The following is a 16,796-nucleotide window of genomic DNA, read 5'->3' on the forward strand; positions in this document are numbered from 1 at the left end:
TTTTCTTTCTGGTCGAAAAATATAAGCACATAATTCTTTCTGGAGATTGGTTATACTAATAAAAAGATCTGAGTGTTTAGGAAAAACATGACATATAAAGTGCATTGCATTGATGTTAAAAACCAGCTTCAGAATTATATCTGGATACTTGAAGATAGTTCAACTAAGGAAGCAGTTGTAATTGATCCTACTGAGGCTCAACTCGTACAAGACTTCTGTCAAACCCATAACCTCATATTATCACAGATTTGGCTCACTCATTGGCACAAGGATCACATTGGTGGTGTGCCTGAACTGATTACTGAGCGGAATATTCCAGTCTATGGGCCACGAGAAGAACTTAGCCATATTCCCTTTATTTCTCATCCCTTACAGCATGAGAATCACTTTAAATTTAACCATTTAAAAGTAGATATTTTAGCTGTACCGGGACACACCTTGGGCCATATTGTTTATTTTATTGATGAGCTAGACATTTTATTTTGTGGTGATACTTTATTTGCCATGGGGTGTGGGCGAGTATTTGAAGGGACATATGCACAGATGTATCACTCACTTAACCGGTTAGCCGCTTTACCTCCAAGGACACAAGTATATTGTACCCATGAATATACACTCTCCAATGCTGAATTTGCGCTGACAGTTGAACCAGATAATCTGGCACTACATAGCCGTGTGGAGCAGGTGAGAAAAATGCGTGACTCCCATCAGTGCACGCTTCCAACTACGATTGCACTGGAACTTGAAACCAATCCTTTTTTAAGGGCGGAGAGCGAAGAAGAGTTTTCGCGTATTCGCATACTAAAAGATAATTTCTAAGTGGTTCATAATTTTGAACTGGGTTTATCCTTGCTAAGGATAAGCCTTTCATCAAGCTGTCTTGAGGTTGATTTATACATAGCTTTTAATAGGCTAGATAATTAATTTTTCTTAAATTAGACATTATTTTTTACAATTACCTGATTAAAGCTTTTTCTACAGGCCTATTTAATTTAAAATTAATCTATTCAATAAGTTAAATAAAATATTTTCTGTGAAATTTAATTATTTTTTTAACTCTATATTAATTAAAATAATATTATCTCACCAAAAGATATATATCTGCCCTTTAAATTATAAAGAAATAGCCTTATTAATTTACTTATATGTCAAGCAGGAGATCTCTGATGAAAAGAGTTGTCAAAGCAAAAAATTTAATAGCTTTCAAAATTTGGTTAGAAAAATTGGGATACTCAGTTAAAAGTCTGGCCGATGGCCGTGGGTTTACATTCAGTTTTAAAAAACAATATGGCTTAGTCACTTGTGAACTTTCAGGTAATTCTCTGGCTGTGCAACTTGGGGAAGAATTCGAAGATCATCTAAAAGCTTAAGTGAATCATTTTATTTATATTTTTTGCATTAATATTTAAAAGGCCAGCTTATATAATTTTAAATAGCTGGTACTTTTTCAAGTTTTCAATAATTTCTCCCATAAGAAAAAGACCAGTATTAAATATACTGGTCTTTTTGAATCTGGTGGGGATGAGGAGACTCGAACTCCTACACCTCGCGGCGCTAGCACCTGAAGCTAGTGCGTCTACCAATTTCGCCACATCCCCGTTATCTATCATCATTGGTGGGGGCGAAGAGACTCGAACTCTTACACCTCGCGGCGCTGGAACCTAAATCCAGTGCGTCTACCAATTTCGCCACGCCCCCGATGATATAAAATTATCTCAAAAGATAATTGGCAGAGGATCAAGGATTCGAACCTTGACGAACGGTTTTGGAGACCGTCATGCTACCATTACACCAATCCTCTATTTGAAGCGTATTCAGGATTTTCACCTAAATAAATTTTAAAGAAAATAATTCTCTTTAAAATGGTGGGGGCGAAGAGACTCGAACTCTTACACCTCGCGGCGCTGGAACCTAAATCCAGTGCGTCTACCAATTTCGCCACGCCCCCGATGGCTGTGTATATTATAGAGAAGACAGAATCATGACAAGCCTTTTTTATGAAAAAACCTAGCGTTTGCTTAAATAAAAAACAAATCAAAAACTTATGTTTATTTTTGAAACATTTCTAATATTTCAAATGATAGAGCGCTTCATTTACCTGTTGAAAACGCTGATCTTTATATTTGCTTAGCAAGCCATTTAATAGCGGAAAAAATGGCATAAATGCGTCTGGTAATCTTATTTTTAACGTCTGACAGTGTAGCACTGCCCAATCCTGATAATTTCTGGCACTTAGACGTTGGCCAGTTAACCACTCATATAAAATAACTCCAAGTGCATATAAATCAGTTCTAACCGTTTTTATTTCTCCATGAAACAGCTCTGGCGCCATATAGCGTGGTGTAGCATTCAATGCGGTGACCTTATGAACTTGTGTAACCGACTGACTCTGCTCAAAATCAATTAAAGTGAGCTGATTATGGCAATATAAAAAATGCTGTGGCTTTAAGTCACCATGAACCCAGCCAGTTTGATGTAAAATTTGCAAACAGCCTATCATTGCAAAAATTTTCTGCTGTACTTGTTCAAAAGATAGTTGCTGTGCAGGCTGACCCAACCAGTAATCACCGTGAGGCAGAATTAATCCCTCCCCTTTTAAGTGGCTAAATTCCGCTATCTGATTTAACTCAATGATACGTGCAGGCAGAAGAATACTTGGCTCTAATTTTCCCAGCCTTCGATAAATTTGCAATTCATGTAAAAATCCTTTTTCATATTCGAGCTGCACTTTGGGCAGTTGAAACTTAAGCCAATAGGGTGTTCCATTTTGGCTCAAATGATACAGACGGCGGCCAAACCTCTGGCTTGACAGGCTATTTCGCAGAATCAGGTTTTCAAATGAATTCTCAAGATCAGGCATCTGCATGATCTTGACTTTTCTCTTGCTGAGTTTCTTGATAATGTAGAAGCTCCAGACAATGCTGAATTGTTTTTCCGATACGGGCATGAATTTCAATCATGGAGATTTTAGGCCAGGTTGCCTGCTCTCCTTCACGCTGTAATAGCTTAAACAGATGTGGTCGCGGATTCTTCAGCATATAGCTATAATGACGTAAATTATATTTGGCGATAATATTTACATCGCCATAATAACGTTGTCCAATAATGCCATAGCCGTGATCAAGCAAACGGCGTACAGGCTGGATTGCACCTAAGCGTTCACGAGTAAAATCCATCATTCCCATAGCGATCACTTTACCTTGACGCCGTACAATCCGTTCGGGCCAGCTCAGAACATCTTTACGATAGCGGTTTTCATCACTTTGCATAAATGGCACAACATGCGGATTCACCTGACTGGCGATACTATAATTCAGGTTATACAGGCGGGCCATTTTTTCTTGTGGGAAATCACTGCGTACACTGCCATCTACCCATTTAGTATTGCCCATATACTGGGTATATTGACCATCATAGCGTTTGCTGGTCAGGCGTACCGGTGGGAACAGAACTGGAACCGCACAGGAAGCCAATACAGCGCTCCAGACCAGCAAATTAGGTGCAGTATAGGCATTCATAATCCGGGCATTTTGTGTTGCATCATATGGCGCCACAGCAACGTTAATGTGTAGTCCGGATTTTTCATAGGCTTCAGCAAAAGTCAGGTCTCCAAGATTTTCCATCAGAAACTGCTTGAGATAGCGCACATCGGCCAGACCGCCATTACCTTTGAGTACATCAGTCAGTTTACGAAAATGGAAAGCTTCGGTAAAAAAACTCTCTCCACTCATAATACTTTCCAGTTCATTAGGCGAAGAAACCCCTAGCATGGCAGTCATAATGGCGCCTGCACTCGAACCTGACAGCACTTTGGGCATCAAATCTTGTTCAATCAGGGTTTTACAGACCCCTGTATGAAATAACCCTAAAGTAGCGCCGCCTGAAAACATGAGTACGGGCTGTCCATAAGCAATCTGGCAGTTTTCAAAAAAGTCTATTTTTTCTTTCAGGCTAAAGCTATGACATTCATTAGAGGCAATATAAGCCAAGCTTGCGCTCATTTCCTCAATGTAATCTTCAATTATTTTTTTAGTACCAATATACGTTGCGGTAAACAACATTGGATGGCCAATGTTCGCAATATCATAACTTAAGCCTTCACGTAAAATAGCGACTAGGTCTAAAGTACGCTGCTGCAGGCGATATTTTTTAAGCAGGTTCAAACGATGTGAAATAATCTCTGCATCAAAATAAGGAGAGCTATTGTCGAGTTTCCATTCTTGAGCACCGGTTTCTTCATCAAGTTTTAATGCAACAGATTTCCACTCTTCATAGGATTCGGCCCCTTCCAGCTGATGTTTTAATTTCTTAACCCGATATGCCTGATGCGGATTAATAGTTTGAGTTAATTCTTTTAACATTATGTGCCTATCCTTTGATATTTGTGCTCAAAGTTTTTATTGAGAATATCTGATCTTTTTCGCCACTAATCAATTGCAAAAAACTATAATTCATTGGCCTTTTTGATATTGTAGTACTATTTACGGTATTGCTAGTGCTACTATTTAGCTATTTCGATAACACCTGAAAAATTATGACAAACCTCACTCTACCAGAGAATATACTTCAAACTCTCTCTACCGTATTACAGCAGGTCCAGCAATTTTTACCTGAGCTTAAACAGCAGACAGACTTCTCTGCTCCGGCTTATAAATGGCAGGATAAACAACTTAAACCCATTTTCGAACCGAAACAAATCTATTTAGATGACCTGAAAGGAATCGAAAGACAAAAAGAAAAAATTATTCAAAATACACGACAATTTTTGCAGAATCTGCCAGCCAATGATGTTCTCCTTACTGGTTCACGCGGCACAGGAAAATCTTCAATTGTCCGTGCCCTTTTAACCGAGTATAAAGATCAAGGATTACGTTTAATTGAAATTGAACGTGATGATCTGTCCGATCTTCCTGAAATCCAGAAGCTCATCCAGAAGCGTCCGGAAAAGTTCATTGTCTACTGCGATGATCTGGCCTTTAATGCTGAAGATGAAAACTATCGCAGCTTAAAAAGTGTACTTGATGGCTCATTACAGTCAGGTTCAAGTAATTTTATTATTTATGCAACCAGCAACCGTCGACATCTGTTACCAGAATTTATGCATGAGAACACGCCAGTGACTCGTGTAGATGTACCGCAATATACCGAGTTGCATCCACAAGAAGCCATTGAGGAAAAAATTTCACTCTCGGATCGTTTTGGAATGTGGCTTTCATTCTATCCAATGGATCAAAACCTGTATTTAACCATTGTAGAACACTATCTTGCTAAAACAGATATGCCAATGAATGACGAAGCCCATGCTGAAGCCCTACGCTGGTGTCAGGCACGTGGTCAACGGTCAGGACGTGCCGCCTATCAGTTCTCTAAACACTGGATTGGATCACAACAACTAAAAGCACTGTAAAATCTTAAGCCAGAAAAATTAACAGGTTTCATTTTTAGACAGATTATAAAAGGCCCATTTATCTCAAGTGGGCTTTTTATAAAATTAGAGTTTCTGTCAAGCTCTTAAATAATATTCAGCTGTTTTAATGATTTCATCAATAATTCATTACGTATAGATGCCGGCATTTCTGACCGCATTTCCATATTTAATGCAAAAGCGACAATTTTTCCATCTGGCTGCTCAACCCAGCCGGTCAACCAGCCCACTTGTGGTTTTATATCCATTGCCCAACCAGTCTTTCCAAAAATTTTGTAGCCATTACTCTCTTCTAAAAGAAGCATATTTTTTACATTAGCCTGCACTTTTTCACTAAATGGAAGCTGTGTATGCGCCAATTGAGAAACAAACTCTACCTCTTGAATAGGCGTAACCTTTAATGGCCCTACCAACCAGAAATTATCAACCTGCTGTCCAATTTCAGTATTACCGAAATCAATACGTTCTACTTCTTTTTGCATGAGATCAAGACCAATACGTCTTGCAAGTTCTTGATAGACTGGGACTGCGGAAAGCTTCATGGCTTCTCCTAGTGTCATGTCTTTTTCCCAAGCGATAAATGACCTTTTCTCGCCCTTCCATTTAAATATTTCATTAATATCCGTTTTCTGGTTCTCCAATCCGATCAGGGCATTCAACATTTTAAATGTAGAGGCTGGCACATATTCTGTATTTGCACGGCTTAGAGCATTACCATACAGATTAATTTTTTTATCTGTTTGAATAACCAGCACACCTGAGGTGTTTTTTTCATCAAAGTATTGATGAATCACCTGATTATGTCCTTGAACAATCTGACTCTGGGTTTCATTTATTAAATTATGCTGAACCGTACAACCAGAAAGAAAAAGAGAAGCAACCACATAGCAAGTAAAATATTTATTCATTTTAAACACCAGATCAATAGAAAATAAAAAAGAGGCAAAAGCCTCTTCCTTAATTAAACCAGATTATATTTCTGTCGGACGAGTCAGCTCTGTCATTGGCCAGCGCGGTGTAGTGGTTACAGATAAGCCATCCTGTTGTCCTGCTTTCAGACGCTGATAACCAGCAAATGCAATCATGGCACCGTTATCTGTACAGAGTGCAGGCTCAGCATAATAAACTGAAGCTTTAATTCTGTTTAAGCTGCTTTCCAGCTGTTCACGTAAACGCTGGTTTGCACTTACACCACCTGCTATTACCAAACGGTTTAACCCGGTCTGTTTTAATGCCTTGACTGATTTTTTTACTAAAGTATCGACAATAGCTTCTTGAAAACTGGCAGCAATATCGGCTTCACGATTTTGGCCTTCAACTTTTTTAAGCTGGACCGAAACAGCAGTTTTTAAGCCACTAAATGAAAAGGTCAGACCTTGGTGTAACATCGGACGTGGAAAATCAAATGCAGTCGGATTACCCTGCTGGGCAAGTCTGGCAATATTTGGTCCTCCCGGATACGGCAGATTCATCATTTTCGCGACTTTATCAAAAGCCTCACCGGCGGCATCATCAATAGACTCACCCAGCAATTTATATTGTCCGATACCATAAGCTGCCATTAACTGGGAATGCCCACCTGAAACCAGAAGCGCGACAAATGGGAATTCAGGTGGAGTATCTGAAAGTAAAGGCGCCAGCATATGGCCTTCCATATGATGAACCCCAATTGCCGGTTTGTTCAAGGCAAATGCCAGAGTACGTCCGAAAAGTGCTCCGGTCATTAGCGCGCCCATTAAACCTGGCCCACGGGTATAGGCAACTGCATCAATTTCAGTCTTTTTAACACCGCTTTGTATCAGCAGCTCATCTAAAAGCGGAATCAGCTTGCGTACATGATCCCGTGAAGCCAGCTCCGGCACTACTCCACCATACTCTGCATGCAGCTTGATCTGGCTATAAAGTACTTGCCCACGCAAACCCTGCTCGCTGTCATAAAGAGCCAATCCGGTTTCATCACAAGAAGTTTCCAAGCCTAAAACAATCATTAAACTGCCTTTATCCAATGCGAAAAAATAATGCAGAAACTATTATAGACTTGTGGTATGAGAAGTAAATGAGTAAAATAATGGCCTTCACTTGTGTATGCGGGCAATCCTGCCTGTGTACTTATCCATAAACTTAGAGGATTCTTCATGCCACAAGTTAAGTTGAAAGAAGGCGAACCAGTAGACGTAGCTATCCGTCGTTTCAAACGTTCATGCGAAAAAGCAGGTGTTCTTGCTGACGTTCGTAAGCGTGAATTCTACGAAAAACCAACTCAAGAACGTAAGCGTAAAAAAGCTGCTGCAGTTAAGCGTTACCAGAAAAAACTGGCTCGTGAATCTGTACGTACTACTCGCCTTTACTAATTAATTTGTGACTGATTACTGCCTGGAAAATATTATGACTACTTTAAAAGAACAGATTACTGATGCATTGAAAACTGCAATGCGTGCCAAAGCTATGGCAACAGTGACTGTTTTTCGTGGTCTGCAGGCAGCCATCAAGCAAATCGAAATTGATGAACGCAAAGAGCTTGATGATTCTCAGGTTCTTGCGGTCATTGAGAAACAGATCAAGCAACGTAAAGAGTCAGTAAAAGCCTATCAGGGCGCTGGCCGCGAAGATTTAGCTAGTAAAGAACAAGCCGAGATTGAGATTATTTCCCAATTTCTACCAGCAGCTATGACTGAGGAAGAACTTGATTCTCTCATTGAGCAAACAATTGCTGCTCAAGGAGCGACTAGCATGAAAGATATGGGTAAGGTGATGAATTCTCTACGTCCGATCATAGCCGGACGTGCCGACCCTTCTGCTGTTTCAGGTAAAATCAAGGTCAAGCTTTCTTAACGTCCTGGTCTCTATCATTTAGATTTTTAATTGGCGCTCCTGTTGCATCTGATTTAATCGCGCATCAATTCTGGCAGACATCGCATTATTATTTTTTGCCAGTCGCTGTGCATGCAACATCGACTTAATTGCCGCTTCTTCTTCTCCACTCCAGTATTCCACCTCAGCACGATAACGTAATACATTCACAGCTTTTAAGGCTGAAGCCGGCTCAAGTGCAGCTGCCTGTTGCATTAAATGCCATCCATATACATCTCTTGGATTATTATTAGTAAAGCGCTGTACCAGTTTAATTACTTGTATTGGCTGCTGTTGCCGGATTAGTACTTCAGCCAGTTTATAAGCTAATGACCGATTTTCTGGCATGATGCGCTGTAACGGGCTAATTGTATTTAAAGCCAGATCTATCTTGTTTTGTCCAAGATAAATATCAATCTGTATAAGAGAAATCAGCGGATGTGGACGGTTTGCCATTTTTGCCTGATTTAATGCTGTTTGTGCCTGACCATAATCGCCCTGCTGTTCATAAAATGCAGCTAACGCCAACTGGCCTGCAAAGCTGCCCTGTTTTGCCAAAATAGACAGCTGATTTTCAGTTGCCTGATGAGCGACCACCGCAGTATAAAGCTTAACAATTTCAAAATCAGGGTCAGATAAACTACTTTTTACTTTAGGCAACTGGTTAGCCCGTAGTCTTGCTTCGCTCATGCGCTGTGAGGTTAAGGGATGAGTGAGCCAAAAGTCTGGCATAAAACTGACACGGCTAGTAGAACGGTTCATCAGCTCAAAAAAATCTGCCATGCCTTGTGGATTGTAGCCAGCCGAGTACATATATTGCATGCCTATACGGTCTGCTTCACGTTCCTGGTTGCGGCTGTAGGTTAGCTGTTTATCCATTAAGGCAGCTTGAGTACCGAGCATAACTGCTGTGCCTGCTTCTCCATCAGCCTGTGAAGCAATGGCTGCTCCCACCAAAACACCAGCCAGTGCAAGCAGCCCTTGGCCTTTAAATGCCTCTTTAGAACGGCTGTAATGGCGCTGGGTAACATGCGCAATCTCATGCGCCATCACCCCTGCCACCTCATCAATATTACGGGCGGAAGTTACCATCCCCGTATTAATTGCAAACAGCCCGCCCGGCACAGCGAAAGCATTAATTTGAGAATCTTTAATTAGTACTAGTCCAATTGGCTGCCCTGCTTGAGTCTGACTTAAAATACGGGTGAAAATAGAATATAACTGGTCTTCAAGCCAGGGGTTTTGCATGACCGGCATTTGTTTATGAACTTCACGATAAACTTTTTCACCAATGAAGCGTTCTTGCTGCTGATCAATTAACCCTACTCCTCCACCAATATCAGGTACTTCTACCTGACCAAATGAAGAAGGAGCGTCAAAAGTAAGTGCTGGACTGAAAGTGGTCAGACTGCTCAGTCCTGCTGCAAGCAAAAACTTTTTCAATCTTGATTCCATAGCTGAATTCATCTTTAGCTAATATAACACTCAATATTGAAGAAAAATGCAGTGAAGTGTTATGAAGCTTTAGTTAAAGCCAGGGTTAACCAGATACCGTGGAATTTGGCCTTCTAGAGCCTGTACCAAGTTCTGATAAGCCAGCTCGGCCATTTTTTTACGGGTTTCTCCAGTTGCAGAACCCACATGAGGCAGAGTAACAACATTCGACAGGTTAAAAAGTTCAGATTCTTGTAAAGGTTCTTTGCTATAAACATCCAGACCGGCAGCAAAAATCTTGTTCTGTTTTAGAGTATTGATCAGTGCTGCTTCATCTATAACTGAACCACGTGCAATATTGACGAATACAGCATGGGATTGCATCTGATCAAATTCTGCCTGGCCGATGAGAGCTTTAGATTCATGATTTAAGTCGACTGCCATGACTATAAAATCAGAGTGCTGAAGCAGTTCACTCATTGAACAATATTTTGCTGCAAGAGGCTGGGCAAGTTCAGGTTGCTCACGGCGGTTATGATACAGAATATCCATATTAAAACCATAATGTCCACGACGTGCGACTGCCGCACCAATATTCCCCAAACCAATAATACCTAAAGTTTTGCCAAAAATATCTTGACCAAACTGCTCAGTACCCGCCGTACGTTTCCACTGACCCTGCTTGGTCCATTGGTCCAGATAAGGTACTCTGCGTGCTGCACTCATCAATAAACTAAAAGCCAAATCAGCAGTAGTCTCTGTTAAGACATGCGGAGTATTTGAAAGCCAGATTTTTTTCTGGTTTAGATAATCCACATCATAATTATCATAACCAACACTTACAGTTGAAATAACCTTAAGCTGCTGTGCACTCGCCAGGTTAGATTTATTCAGCACTCGTCCCGAACCAATCATGCCATCAGCATTTGTTACTGCCTGACGGATTTGCTCATTAATATCACCTGATTTAGGATTTAATACCTGAACTTCATATTGCTGTTGCAAACGCTCAAGAATGGCCTGATCAATCTGGCTAAATACGACTACGCGCTTTTTATCCATTTTTGTATTCCTATTTCTCTGCTATTCCATCTTTTTATACATAAATTGCCACAGGCGTTTCTTCAGTAACGGTTTATCCAGCATTTCCTGCAAACTGGCTAAACGGATAACTTTTGAATGATTCAGATATGGAATATCACCTAGGCTTAACACTGATTTTTCATAGGCAATAGCATCAATAAAACCTTGTACATAGCAACCTACACCACGATTATCCTGAAAATTGGGCAATGGGAAAGGCCATTCCAGCAAACTATACTGTCCTGACAAGCTACGCTGAATATTTAACCATAGCTGTTGCTGCGGCTCAGTTAGACGGGTAGCATTTATTAAAATTGTACAGTGCGCCAAACTATAAGCCTGCACACTAAAAGCTTCAACTTCTACTATAGGATTGACAGCCTCTACAGCATTTGCATCCTTGGAAGCTGCTGACAGGTGCTCTTTTTCAGCTTGGGGTGGTAGTTTATCAACAGCTACCTGCTCAACAATATCCGTGATTTTTTTTTGCAGGTTTTCTGTAGCAGAATCAGGCTTAACATCTTTTACATGATCATGAAAATGTAACGGCTCAACCCGTGCTGTCTGATCACGCCAGATTGGTGTATTGCCAAGGCGTGCTGATACAGTACCTCGAGGAATCCAGACATCAATTCCTAAAGTTGCCAGTATTTTCCGCTCATGCCCAATCATGTTACTACCCTAATTTTCCTGAAAGCTATTCTAACGGGCTTTTATATGCTTTGCTGTAGTTTCTGGCCGGTTCAGATATTTTATTCATTCATCATGGTGCATATTCTGATTTAATAAAATCGTCACCAGTTTCAAATAATCATGACACTATTCTTCTTTTGCATCTGGTCAATAATTTCTCTGGTTTCAAAACCCAATCGCCAGTAGAGCAACTCTAGTACATCGAGCTCATCTTGGGTAATAATCCGGTCATGCCACAGGCAAAGCTCGGCAATTCCCAGCATACTTAACCGGTCACGCAGTAATAGCCCCGCAATATCATTTAAAATCTCTGCCAAATCGAGCGGCTCATCAGAAATTTCTTCATATAAAGACAGCTCATCCAGAGTAAGAACCTGCTGTAAAATTCTATATCGCACATCTAGCTGGTTTGGACTATTAATCTGCTGTACATGCAATAGTGCGTCGACCAGCCGTACAATCTGCGGTTTAGCGTCTTCTAAAGATACAGGCATGTGCAAAGGCATCAGATTTAGCTCATATTTAACTTTTTCGAGCAATAAAGCATCGAGTAGTCCAATTTCGCCATCTTCTTGAATAATTTTTGCCAGTCGGGTTAGAAATTGACGGGCAATAGATGCGGGCATATGACCAATATTTTTACAGGCCTCTAAAAAAATCTGGATATGTACACGACCGTCCAGATTCAGCAATGCATCCACAATTGCACGGCTAACTTCAGCTTCTTTAGGAATAAATTCCCGATATTGACGAATCATCAAGATCGCAACCATAACTTCTCTTGACCCAGTAGCAGTCAACATAGCACGCTGGATCAGCTCGGGGCGCTTCATGCCACGACGTATTTCAGGCTTGAGAGGTTTGATTGCATCATTAATAGCAAAGCTGATAGGAGACAAACGTAATAAAGGTAGCGGTTGTGGAGAAGTCCAAGGATTGTAGACTTCTCCATTAATTTCTTCTAGAGAACGAAACAGGCTAAAAAATGGTTGGCTACGCAGCTTTTTCAGGTTTTCAAGCTGCAAGTCTTGTAGTAAGGCAGGATTTAGTTCATAAATTCTTTCTTCAATATTGGGATGAATATTCATCCAGCTCTGCGGACTCAATGAGTTGGCAAAACACATATGGGCAATTGATTCTGAATATTCACTATGAATCTGTGAACCTGCATGATGCACATAAATTCGGAGTAAAGTCTGAATATTGGCATCGTTTTGAATGAGACGCTTGGTTTTAAAATCATTCCGGAAGGTACGTCCACCTAAAGTCAGATATTTGATCAGACGAGTCACCAACACGCCCAAACTGCCAACCAGCCAGATAATACCTCCTATTGCGACAAACGTTGTTTCAAATTGGTGACGTTTATTAATAGTAGTTTTTCGAAACCCCAATTTGGCAATTTTACTCCCCCATTGGCTAAAAGTAGTCAGGCTACTATAAACGATCTTAAGCCGGGTATTTTCAGCTGTTTCGCCAGAAAGTATCTGGTTAAACTCATGACTGAGTAACCCATAAAGTTCTAGCTCATCGAGGTTTTGCAATGCTCCCCATGTCAACACAATTACAATATCTTGGGGATGGAAGCCAGCGGTTAAAGCATTTACACCGATCTCATCCGGCAGCACATATAAAGTTGGAGGATTGATCATGAACTTTTGTGCCAAATGTTCATTTAAATGAATGGCTACACTTTCCTCAGGTGTGCTTTCAATCAGATTAAGACGCCGAGCTTTTAGCTGTTTAGCAAGCGTATGCCCCCCAGAACGAAATACATAGCGTTCATAGGCAACCGAACCACCCATTACCAGTAATAACAATAAGATCAGATAAGGGCTGAATACATGCCACATGACAGCTTGTTCAGGATCAAAAAAATGAACTATTAGACCCAACAGGCTATTGAGAATAAATATACTTAAGATGCTCGCAAGCAGACAAATGCTCATGGACCACATCATATTTTTATTAGTAATTAAATAATGGCTGACGTCTTTCAATGTAAAATTTCCTAATTACATTGTTTTGCCTATCTTAAAGTAAAAAAGCGGGCAAGACCCGCTTTTTAACGTGTTTGCGCTTACTCTTCCCTGATTCCGGTCAAATCAACAGAAGCGGCATCAATATTGACATCGATATACGGGTCTTTACCCTTTTTGGCCATATCGTTTCTCAATTTTTCCAGATCTTCCAGATAAATTTCATCAATATTGCCTGTCACATATATACCATCAAATACAGAGCAATCAAACTCGGTCAGATGAGGAACTTTCTTAGTACGAACCGCATCTTTCAAGTCTTCCAGATCCTGGAAAATCAAACGGTCAGCACCAATAATTTCACGCACTTCCTCAACACTCCGGCCTGACGCAATCAGTTCAAATTTGGCTGGCATGTCAATCCCGTAAACATTCGGATACATAACTTCTGGTGCAGCCGAAGCAAAAAAGACCTGTTTGGCTCCAGAATCACGTGCCATCTGAATGATTTCGTTACAGGTAGTACCGCGAACAATTGAGTCATCTACCAGCAAGACATTTTTGCCTTTGAATTCCAACTCAACCGGGTTTAATTTTTGGCGTACAGATTTCTTACGCTGCTGCTGCCCCGGCATGATGAAGGTTCGTCCGATATAGCGGTTCTTCATAAAACCTTCGCGGAATTTCACCCCGAGAATATTAGCTAACTCCAATGCAGATGTACGGCTGGTATCTGGAATAGGAATCACCACGTCAATATCATGATTTTCGCCCCATTCACGCAAAATTTTTGCTGCAAGTGTTTCTCCCATGCGTAAACGGGATTTATACACCGAAATACCATCAATAATGGCATCAGGACGTGCGAAATAAACATATTCAAAGATACATGGACGATAAGAAGGGTTCTTGGCACATTGCTGGGTAAATAGCTGACCTTGTGAATCAATAAAGATGGCCTCGCCTGGTGCTACATCACGCTCGATTTTAAAACCCAGCGCAGTAATTGCCACAGATTCTGAAGCAATAATATATTCAGTACCTTCTTCTGTTTCACGTGATCCATAAATTAAAGGGCGAATCCCGTTAGGATCGCGAAACCCGACTACACCATGTCCCGTAATCATGGCTACTACACCGTAAGCTCCCTTACAGCGATCATGCACACGGCTTACAGCATGGAAAATATCTTCTGCACATGGCTCTAACTTGCCACTCTTCTGTAACTCATGGGCAAACACATTAAGCAGCACTTCTGAATCCGAATCAGTGTTCATATGACGCAAGTCAGTTTTGAACAGGTCTTCATGAATGTCTTTTGCATTTACCAGATTACCGTTATGTGCCAAGGTAATCCCATAAGGTGAATTTACATAAAATGGCTGGGCTTCGGCACTACTTGATGAACCCGCAGTAGGATAACGTACATGTCCGATGCCGTAATTACCCAGCAAGGCGCGCATATGACGCGTATGGAATACATCGCGTACCATACCATTATCTTTTCTCAAGAAAAGACGTCCTTCATGGCAGGTTACAATCCCAGCTGCATCTTGTCCACGATGTTGCAACATCGTCAAAGCATCAAACAACATTTGGTTAACTGGCGCTTTACCGGCTATACCAACTACTCCACACATAACAACCTCGCAGACAGGCTAGGATTAATAAAAAGGATTATTTGTTGAATGGTTTGAACGCTCACTGGCAGCTGTATCATTGGACTCACGCCGAGAAGGAGAAGATGCAGGCTGTTGTTCAGACTTCATTTCATCTAATGCATGATTCGCCACATTTTTAGAAATTTCAGTTGCCATAGGCGCATAAGGTAATAAAGCTTGTATCAGTCTGGACTGCTTCCAGTGAGGAGAACTTTCCACCCAAGGGCCCAAGCCTTGCATAGTAATCAAGACTACCAGCAGGCCTTTAAGCGAACCAAAAGCTCCACCAGCCAAACGGTTTAATGGACCTAATTTAAAAGTTTTCAGAATACCATTCAGAAATGCAGTGACAATCCAAGTCAGCACAACAATGATCAGGGCAATAAATGCAAAGGCGGCAATTTTCTGGACCACCGGATCATGACTGAGTACCACCATAGAAGGCGCGAGAATATTGGCATATTTTGCACCAATAATCAGTGCAAATACCCATCCTACCAAGTTCGCAAAGGCCTTTACAAATCCTTGTCGCAAACCGTTGAGCCCTCCAATGAGCAGGATAATCAGGATAACTATATCGATGGTATTCATAAATTAATTCATGGCATCAACACAGTCTTTGATCAAATTTGGTCCAGTATAGATAAGACCACTGTAAATCTGTACAAGCTGGGCACCATACTGTTGTTTTACAGCAGCCTGGTTTCCAGACACAATCCCACCCACACCCACCAGAGCGACCTGACCTTTTAGTCTTTTCGCAAATTCCTGCAAACACTGGTTACTTTTCTCAAATACTGGTGCACCAGACAATCCACCGCTCTCATCTGCACAGGCCAAACCCTCTACTCCTTCACGGGATAAAGTAGTGTTGGTCACAATCAGCCCATCAATTTTGAAGATAACCAGCTGGGAAGCAATAAATTCAATATCCTGCTGGCTCAGATCCGGCGCAACTTTTAAAACTAGAGGCACATAATGCTGATATTGCTCTGCGAGCTCAAGCTGTCGGTTTTTCAATGTTTTAAGCAACTCGGTCAAAGCATGACCACTTTGCAGATCGCGTAAATTTTTGGTATTTGGGGAAGAAATATTTACTGTCACATAAGAAGCATAATTATATACTTTTTCAAGACAGGTCAGATAGTCCGAAACTGCATTTTCTACAGGGGTATCAGCGTTTTTACCGATGTTAATTCCCAGAATGCCTTTATATTTCGCTGCTTTTACATTCTCAACCAGCCGATCAACACCATCATTATTAAAACCCATACGGTTAATGATGGCCTTTGCCTCAGGAATCCTAAATAAACGTGGCTGAGCATTACCGGTTTGGGGACGTGGAGTAACTGTTCCGATTTCAATAAAACCGAAACCCAATGCAGCTAAAGCATCAATATAAGCGCCATTTTTATCCAAACCTGCTGCTAGTCCGACCGGGTTGGGAAATTCGATTCCCATACAGGTCACAGGCTTATGGGCAACTGTCTGATGTCCAATTCCAAACTTATGGGCTGATTTTAGCAATGATAAGGTCAGTTCATGTGCACGCTCTGGTGCTAGCGAAAACAACATGGGGCGGGCCAGAGAATAGAACATATCAGCAAAAATCTACCGCTTTACAAGTTGCCATATTATAGGCACAGGTTACATAAAAGGCTATGCCTGAAC

16 protein-coding genes and 4 tRNA genes are annotated in these 16,796 nt (G+C 41.0%); 5 read left to right on the top strand and 15 right to left on the bottom strand.

All coding sequences use genetic code 11. The features are described from left to right. Window positions 1-87: 87 nt before the first annotated feature. Entirely contained in the window at window positions 88-819 is a 732-nt protein-coding gene (gloB, locus tag N518_RS0105290) for a hydroxyacylglutathione hydrolase (RefSeq protein ID WP_026444035.1), read from the top strand. A 347-nt stretch (window positions 820-1,166) separates the two neighbouring features. Continuing rightward, entirely contained in the window at window positions 1,167-1,370 is a 204-nt protein-coding gene (locus tag N518_RS0105295; protein ID WP_005014876.1) for a hypothetical protein, read from the top strand. 143 nt (window positions 1,371-1,513) lie between these two features. Here the strand turns inward: N518_RS0105295 and N518_RS0105300 are convergent. The 6 genes from N518_RS0105300 to N518_RS0105325 form a co-directional block, all read right to left on the bottom strand. Continuing rightward, window positions 1,514-1,598 (bottom strand) — tRNA-Leu (locus tag N518_RS0105300). Window positions 1,599-1,613: 15 nt separating this feature from the next. Continuing rightward, a tRNA-Leu gene (locus N518_RS0105305) sits at window positions 1,614-1,698 on the bottom strand. Between the two features lie 29 nt (window positions 1,699-1,727). After that, a tRNA-Trp gene (locus tag N518_RS0105310) sits at window positions 1,728-1,801 on the bottom strand. A gap of 62 nt (window positions 1,802-1,863) precedes the next feature. Beyond that, a tRNA-Leu gene (locus tag N518_RS0105315) sits at window positions 1,864-1,948 on the bottom strand. Between the two features lie 117 nt (window positions 1,949-2,065). Next, a complete protein-coding gene (locus N518_RS0105320) occupies window positions 2,066-2,860 on the bottom strand; it encodes a protein kinase domain-containing protein (RefSeq protein WP_010700197.1) in 795 nt (264 codons plus the stop codon). Further along, window positions 2,853-4,361 (bottom strand): DUF3336 domain-containing protein, encoded by a 1,509-nt coding sequence (locus N518_RS0105325; RefSeq protein WP_005025427.1) that lies wholly within the window; start codon window positions 4,359-4,361, stop codon window positions 2,853-2,855. Before N518_RS0105325 ends, N518_RS0105320 begins: the two co-directional genes overlap by 8 nt. A 173-nt stretch (window positions 4,362-4,534) precedes the next feature. Here N518_RS0105325 and N518_RS0105330 point away from each other — a divergent pair, with 173 nt between their 5' ends. Further along, window positions 4,535-5,407 carry an ATP-binding protein gene (locus N518_RS0105330; protein ID WP_005014884.1) on the top strand — a complete coding sequence of 291 codons (873 nt, stop codon included), beginning with the start codon at window positions 4,535-4,537 and terminating at the stop codon, window positions 5,405-5,407. Between the two features lie 104 nt (window positions 5,408-5,511). Here N518_RS0105330 and N518_RS0105335 read toward each other — a convergent pair whose 3' ends face one another. Together N518_RS0105335 and tsaD are read right to left on the bottom strand one after the other, a co-directional pair. Next, window positions 5,512-6,333 carry an OXA-23 family carbapenem-hydrolyzing class D beta-lactamase OXA-816 gene (locus N518_RS0105335; protein WP_026444036.1) on the bottom strand — a complete coding sequence of 274 codons (822 nt, stop codon included), beginning with the start codon at window positions 6,331-6,333 and terminating at the stop codon, window positions 5,512-5,514. 63 nt (window positions 6,334-6,396) lie between these two features. Then, a complete protein-coding gene (tsaD, locus tag N518_RS0105340; protein ID WP_026444037.1) occupies window positions 6,397-7,413 on the bottom strand; it encodes a tRNA (adenosine(37)-N6)-threonylcarbamoyltransferase complex transferase subunit TsaD in 1,017 nt (338 codons plus the stop codon). A 147-nt stretch (window positions 7,414-7,560) separates the two neighbouring features. Between tsaD and rpsU the strand changes: the two genes are divergently transcribed. Both rpsU and N518_RS0105350 read left to right on the top strand, forming a co-directional pair. Further along, window positions 7,561-7,776 (top strand): 30S ribosomal protein S21, encoded by a 216-nt coding sequence (gene rpsU, locus N518_RS0105345; RefSeq protein ID WP_001136722.1) that lies wholly within the window; start codon window positions 7,561-7,563, stop codon window positions 7,774-7,776. Window positions 7,777-7,810: 34 nt separating this feature from the next. Continuing rightward, a complete protein-coding gene (locus N518_RS0105350) occupies window positions 7,811-8,257 on the top strand; it encodes a GatB/YqeY domain-containing protein (protein ID WP_026444038.1) in 447 nt (148 codons plus the stop codon). A gap of 18 nt (window positions 8,258-8,275) precedes the next feature. On the opposite strand, the gene N518_RS0105355 is transcribed toward N518_RS0105350, so the two are convergent. The 7 genes from N518_RS0105355 to N518_RS0105385 all read right to left on the bottom strand — a co-directional run bounded on the left by N518_RS0105355 (window position 8,276) and on the right by N518_RS0105385 (window position 16,724). Next, the gene (locus N518_RS0105355) at window positions 8,276-9,718 is read right to left on the bottom strand and encodes a M48 family metalloprotease (RefSeq protein ID WP_026444039.1); all 1,443 of its coding nucleotides are present in this window, start codon (window positions 9,716-9,718) and stop codon (window positions 8,276-8,278) included. An 81-nt stretch (window positions 9,719-9,799) separates the two neighbouring features. Beyond that, entirely contained in the window at window positions 9,800-10,771 is a 972-nt protein-coding gene (locus N518_RS0105360) for a 2-hydroxyacid dehydrogenase (protein ID WP_005014893.1), read from the bottom strand. A gap of 21 nt (window positions 10,772-10,792) precedes the next feature. Then, the gene (locus N518_RS0105365) at window positions 10,793-11,464 is read right to left on the bottom strand and encodes a hypothetical protein (RefSeq protein ID WP_005014895.1); all 672 of its coding nucleotides are present in this window, start codon (window positions 11,462-11,464) and stop codon (window positions 10,793-10,795) included. Between the two features lie 131 nt (window positions 11,465-11,595). Then, entirely contained in the window at window positions 11,596-13,485 is a 1,890-nt protein-coding gene (locus N518_RS0105370; RefSeq protein WP_005014901.1) for a M48 family metalloprotease, read from the bottom strand. Between the two features lie 80 nt (window positions 13,486-13,565). After that, window positions 13,566-15,104: an amidophosphoribosyltransferase gene (purF, locus tag N518_RS0105375; RefSeq protein ID WP_005014903.1), complete on the bottom strand. Its 1,539-nt coding sequence runs from the start codon at window positions 15,102-15,104 to the stop codon at window positions 13,566-13,568. Between the two features lie 24 nt (window positions 15,105-15,128). After that, window positions 15,129-15,716 carry a CvpA family protein gene (locus N518_RS0105380; protein WP_005014905.1) on the bottom strand — a complete coding sequence of 196 codons (588 nt, stop codon included), beginning with the start codon at window positions 15,714-15,716 and terminating at the stop codon, window positions 15,129-15,131. Window positions 15,717-15,719: 3 nt separating this feature from the next. Beyond that, window positions 15,720-16,724, bottom strand: a complete 1,005-nt coding sequence (locus N518_RS0105385; RefSeq protein WP_010700201.1) for a quinone-dependent dihydroorotate dehydrogenase — start codon at window positions 16,722-16,724, stop codon at window positions 15,720-15,722. Window positions 16,725-16,796 lie beyond the last annotated feature (72 nt).

Source organism: Acinetobacter sp. UNC436CL71CviS28 (assembly GCF_000620525.1).
Classification (GTDB): domain Bacteria; phylum Pseudomonadota; class Gammaproteobacteria; order Pseudomonadales; family Moraxellaceae; genus Acinetobacter; species Acinetobacter radioresistens.